Source organism: Arthrobacter sp. Soil736 (assembly GCF_001428005.1).
Lineage (GTDB): Bacteria > Actinomycetota > Actinomycetes > Actinomycetales > Micrococcaceae > Arthrobacter.
The window spans coordinates 1-5,294 of sequence record NZ_LMSB01000055.1; the positions used below are offsets into that span (position 1 = coordinate 1).

General features: G+C 60.7%; 5 protein-coding genes. 3 read left to right on the forward strand and 2 right to left on the reverse strand.

From position 1 onward, the window contains the following. Window positions 1–717 precede the first annotated feature (717 nt). From ASG92_RS23250 to ASG92_RS23260, 3 genes are all read left to right on the forward strand, one after another. Window positions 718–969, forward strand: a complete 252-nt coding sequence (locus tag ASG92_RS23250) for an SHOCT domain-containing protein (RefSeq protein WP_056634113.1) — start codon at window positions 718–720, stop codon at window positions 967–969. Further along, on the forward strand, window positions 966–1,532 hold the full coding sequence (locus ASG92_RS23255; protein WP_157372442.1) for a sulfocyanin-like copper-binding protein: 567 nt from the start codon (window positions 966–968) through the stop codon (window positions 1,530–1,532). Before ASG92_RS23250 ends, ASG92_RS23255 begins: the two co-directional genes overlap by 4 nt. A gap of 207 nt (window positions 1,533–1,739) precedes the next feature. Continuing rightward, on the forward strand, window positions 1,740–2,018 hold the full coding sequence (locus ASG92_RS23260) for a hypothetical protein (protein WP_056634116.1): 279 nt from the start codon (window positions 1,740–1,742) through the stop codon (window positions 2,016–2,018). Window positions 2,019–2,532: 514 nt separating this feature from the next. Here the strand turns inward: ASG92_RS23260 and ASG92_RS23270 are convergent. Next, window positions 2,533–3,696, reverse strand: coding sequence for a cytochrome b N-terminal domain-containing protein (locus ASG92_RS23270; RefSeq protein ID WP_157372444.1), 1,164 nt, complete (start codon window positions 3,694–3,696; stop codon window positions 2,533–2,535). A gap of 209 nt (window positions 3,697–3,905) precedes the next feature. Further along, window positions 3,906–4,124, reverse strand: coding sequence for a hypothetical protein (locus ASG92_RS23275; protein ID WP_162256356.1), 219 nt, complete (start codon window positions 4,122–4,124; stop codon window positions 3,906–3,908). Window positions 4,125–5,294: the final 1,170 nt, after the last annotated feature.

Consider the following 5,294-nt stretch of genomic DNA (forward strand, 5'->3'; position numbering starts at 1 on the left):
TATCGTCGCGCACGGCGATCAAAGATTGGCTGGACATTGTGAATCAGTTCCTGGTTCTCGCCCTACATCACACGGCGGACTTGCTCTGAGTTGCTGGCCTCACCCAACCCTGACACGTAGGGCCGCGGGCACGTCGCTGAACGTCCACAAGGATTTTGACCATTCCCGGTGACATCGGAAATGAGGCGCTCCTGGTCCGTTTTCGAGGGAGCGATCAGGGGAACGATCGAATCGGTTGTCTTGGCGACATAGTGGCGCAGGGATACCTGGGTCAATTTCTGGACCTCCTCGACCCTGATTCCAGTTTCCTTCAGGGTTGACGCGACGACCCAGCCCGAGAATCCGTCAGCTTCAACGGCCGTGATGGCTCGCTTTCCGACTGCCACATGCGGTGCTGTTCCCTTTTCGGCGGCAATGACCTCGGCCCAGATGCGGGCACAAAAGGGCCCGATCCCAGTGGTGCTTCAGGTCGTCAAAGACGGTCACCACGGCGTCATCCGGGATACCCCGCCATGCCGGACTTGACTGAACTCTTTATCCCGTGTCCGCCGAACACTCGCTGAGGGAGTGCTGGCATGGCGGCTGAGCTCCGGATTGAAGTCGGCGTGGCCGACTGAAAGGAGAGTGGTCGGCTAGTGACCAAGTGCCCTATGGGAGGAACCGGAAACAAGCGACACTGGACGCAGGCAGGCAATCCAGACTGGAGGGAATTTGGTCATGATGTACGGATGGGATGGAAGCTGGGGCATCGGCGGCTGGGTCGCCATGGGGCTGATGATGTTGCTGTTCTGGGGAGGCGTGGTCACGGTGGTTATCCTCCTGCTGCGCAGCAGTCACTGGGGAGGACGAGGTTTTTACGGCCCACCGCACGATGATTCCGAGCGTATCCTCAATGAGCGCTTCGCCCGGGGTGAGATCGACGAAACGGAGTTCAACGCGCGCCGCGCCGCTCTGAGGCGCCGACCGTGACCAGGCTTTCCCGCAGGGCCCAGGTCCTCCTCGGAATCGTCGCGACCCTGATCCTGACAAGCGTGTCTTTGGTCGCCGTGGCCCTCGTAGTCGGCGGCACGACTCCTCGCGGGTTCGGGTTCCCGGCTGCCGCCCCATGCACCACCCCGGCCCTGCCCGGCACCGTCATCAACGTCACCGCCACCGATATGGGAGGCCCGATGATGGGCGGCCCCCGGAGGGTGGGAGGTATGCGCCTGACCGCGGACCGGGCCACCGTTCAGCACGGTGAGATGGCCTTCCTGGTCACCAACGCCGGACGTCTGGCCCATGAAATGGTCATCCTTCCATTGCCGGGCACACAGATCGCCGGCACACGCGTCACGGGCGGTGATGGGAAGATCGATGAAACGGGCAGCCTCGGTGAAGCCGCCGCCACTTGCGCCGAAGGCGAAGGCCAAGGAATCCTCCCCGGCGCTGCCGGGTGGGTGACGGTCACCCTTTCCCCCGGCCGCTATGAACTCATCTGCAACCTTCCCGGGCACTATATCGCAGGGATGTACACGCAGCTCACCGTCACCTGAACCGCGTCATCGCACCAACCAAGTCAGACCGAGGGGGCGCATATACGGCGAACCTACCCGCCCCGCCGCGAAAGGACGTGCCATGCCTGATGAACATGAGCTCACACCGACCGCCGCGCCGGCTAAGGACGAAGGCTCCCCGCACTGTCCTGGCCGCGGCTGTCCAGAATCCATCCACCGGCATGGTAATCACCGGGCCCTATTCTGGTGGCGATCGCAGTGGGCGCCGGCTGGCTCTACAGCGTCTGGGTCACCCTCACCGGTGGCGGAGAAGTGTTCCACGAAGCAGCCACCGTCCTGGCATCCTTCGTCCTCCTGGGCCACTGGTTCGAAATGCGCGCCCGCTGTGGAGCCAACGAGGCCATCCGCACCCTTCTGGAACTCGCGCCCCCTGCCGCGGTCGTCATCCGCGGCGGCGAAACCGTTGAAATCCCCACCTCCGAAGTCCAGACCGGAGACCTACTTGCAGCAGACATTCTAGGCTGAAGCACTCATGATCTTGAGGGGAAGACGCATAGGCGAACATGTCCAAGAACCGCCCAGCAGCGCCGATCAAGGACGCCGGTTACCGACAGCACCGCTCTAAGGTCAGTCAGCCTATTGCAAACAGTCGAAGAAGAATGACCGATCCGAGCAGCCCGCTGGCGCACGTGGTTAAGGCGCGGCTTCGGATGCTCCATCTGCTCGCGATGGTGTCCGCAGTGACTACAGTGCCGAACGCGAGAAACGCATACATCAGGTGCAGCCAACGATGGGGCTGGCGACCTTGGACAAGCAGGGCCAGCCCTGCCGCGGCTGTGACTCCAATCAAGAGCAACATGGCATTCACTCCCCGTGCCGCCCATTTGCCGGGCGCTCTTGCTCGAACCGCGCGGATGCCTCCCTCGAGGGTGACCAAAGCCATTGGTACCACGCTCAGATAGGTGAGTGCGAGGTGGAGGTCAATTGCGAACATGGCACAGCCTGAACTTGCGGCCTCTGTCCAAAAGCACCGGCCTGATCATCCGACCGGTGATACCTGGTTCACGACGATCCCTGTGATCATGGTTGCCCAGAATGCAGCGATCAGCAGGAACGCCCAGCCACGGGTCCGTAGATCGAACGCTTCTTTCCAGCTGCGGGGCTCGGTGCGTGGACGGTCAACGAGCGGAATGAGGAGAAGCGCCAGCGTCATGACCACCATGGCTATCACGGTGCCCCAGATGTCCGGCTCCATGTTGAAGACGATACTGACAAACCGGTTCATCCCGTGCGTCCAGCTGATCGGAAATGTTGAGGTCACCCCCAAGCCACCGGGTCCGTGCTCGGCGCCGAAGTAAGGCGAGATCGGAAGGTTCTGGGGCGCGGGTCCAGGATCACGATTCCAGACGAACGCCAAGACCACGACAGCGCCGACAATTGGCGTACCATACATCGCCCAAGCCTTCATATGGGTGCTGAAGGGATCCTTACGGCCGCCGATCTTATGCCAGAAAGGCAGGGAGATCCCCTTCTTCTTGATGAGGTAGTAGTGGAGAACCACTAGCAGTAGAAGCAGCGCCGGCAGGATCACGATGTGAAGCGCATACAGCTGGATCAGCTTCGGGGTGGCAAAGGCGACATCCAGCAGACTCTTGTGGCTGTAGTCAAATACGCCGGCCAACCCCACGGCTTCAAAGAACTCCCCGACATGCCACGGAACTGCGAATCCACGCTCATCCCAGTGCAGGGTCTCACCCGTGACACTGAGTGCGAAGACGACCCCGGCCAGCGCGACTCCGATGGTCCAGAGACCCTTCTTCGCACCACGATAGGCAGCGCTGACGAAGACGCGCATCATGTGGATCATCACCAGTCCGAAAATCAGGTAGCTATTGTAGAAGTGGAAGTTGAGGACGGGCGCCCACCAACCACTTTCGAGCAGCGACTTGGTCGTCTGATACGCGGTGGCCGCGTCAGGCGTGTACACGAACACCAGGATGGCCCCCGTGACTAGTTCCAAGGCAAGAGAAATGCCGAGAACGCCGCCGAGCGTGTACCAGAAGGTGTTGGTTTCGTGCGGTATTAGGTAGCCACGGACCATCGTGTTGAGCAGCGAGGTGACACCAAACTGTTCACGCCAGCCGTGGCCAGAGCCGGATGAGGCGTCGCTGTCGGCAGGGCTGGAAGGCGATTCTTCGCTCATGATGGCAACATAGCCTATCCCTTCCCCTGCGTCGATGGCCAAGCCAATTGATGCCGCGGATGGTGCTTCCAAGCTGACGGCAATGACGGGCAGGCAACGACCCTAAACATCCACCGGGAACCGTCGTCGGCCGCGGGCCAGAGATAACGCCGCGGCCCAAGTGAGTGCGCGGACGGATCCTGATAGGGGTGTCCTGCCGTAGTCGTTTGTCACGACCCTGGGTTCTGTTTTCTGCTGATGCTGCTGACCGTCGAGGAGGTGCTCGGTTCTGAAATAATGGCCTGCATTTCCAACATGGTCACTGCAGAACTAAGCTGTCCTTCGAGCTGCCGGACCTTGTCGCTCAGACGCCGTGTCTTGGCTTTCTCATTGGCGAGCTGTTCTTCGATCCTGCGAAACTCCTTGCTTCGCGGGGCTCGGGTGGTCACGAGTTCATACCACTCGGCTAGCAGAGCTTTCGCGCGGTGCATGGTTGCCCGCCACCCAGTGCGGTGGATGTTCAGTCGTAACTACCGAATTGCGGCAGAGGTGCGGTTGGCACCGGGCGGGGTTGATGGCCAAGGCTTCTGCGGTTTCGAGCGCTTGGCCGGTGATGCAGAGGGCAGAACTCAGATCTCCCATGCAAGCGTTCAGGTTCCCGAACTTCACGGTTGAAACTCACTCCGGAGCAGGTTCCGGATCAATCGCTCGTCCACGATATTTGCTGCCGGCCCCTCGCTAGTTAGCTTTGCCGCTACTCTGTCCAGCTTTGCGGTGAATGACTTGGCTCCCGGGCCCACCGCGACGGTATCTCCCGAGATCCGGGCGTGTATGAGGCGTGCTAACCGCACGGCCGTGGCGTCTGCGAGCTCGATTTTCAGCTCTTCGGCCCATTCGGGGTGGGCTCGGCATAACCGGTTGTGGTGGCGTTGGAAAGCGCGCACCGCCGCGTGCTTTAGGGTCAGGCCCAGGGCTATTTGGTGGTCTCGCGGCCCGCTATATTGCCGATGAGATTGCATCCAGACGATCGGGCTCCGGTGTCATCGCATGTTCCGTCTTGTAACTCGAGATAGCTACCATCCGCCGTCCAAACACCTGAGATACAGGGTTGTCCGACACCTGAATCCTCTAAACCGCTCTGTGCGGAGTCTGTCTGCTCTGCGTGTCTCGCAACCCTCGGCTTTTGAGACAACGTTCGGCGGAATGCGGTGGCCGCGTAACAGGGGAAATTATCGGAGGTTCGCCTCAGGCTTGCCCTGAGTCGGCTTCGGCATTCAAACGTAGGGTTCAGCCCATTTCAGCGCTGCGACGACGTGTCCTTCGTAAGGAAGTAATTGTTGCTCGGCCGGGGAAGTTTTCGTAGCTGTGGCAACAAAACATTTGTCGAAGCCGTGACTGAACCTTCCGGAAGCCATCACAACCTCCCCCGGCCCTGAGACTTGCGCTGCAGCTTCAGGCAACTCCACCTGCGTCATGCTGCCCCGCTCTAGCAGGTCGATGAATGACCAGAAGCATCATCGCTGTTTGATGCTCCTATGTCTCGTCAAGCGGCGTTAAGCCATTGCCGGTAGGCGGTTGTTAGGGCGGTGTCGTGGAGTTTTCCGCGTTCGATTTCTGAG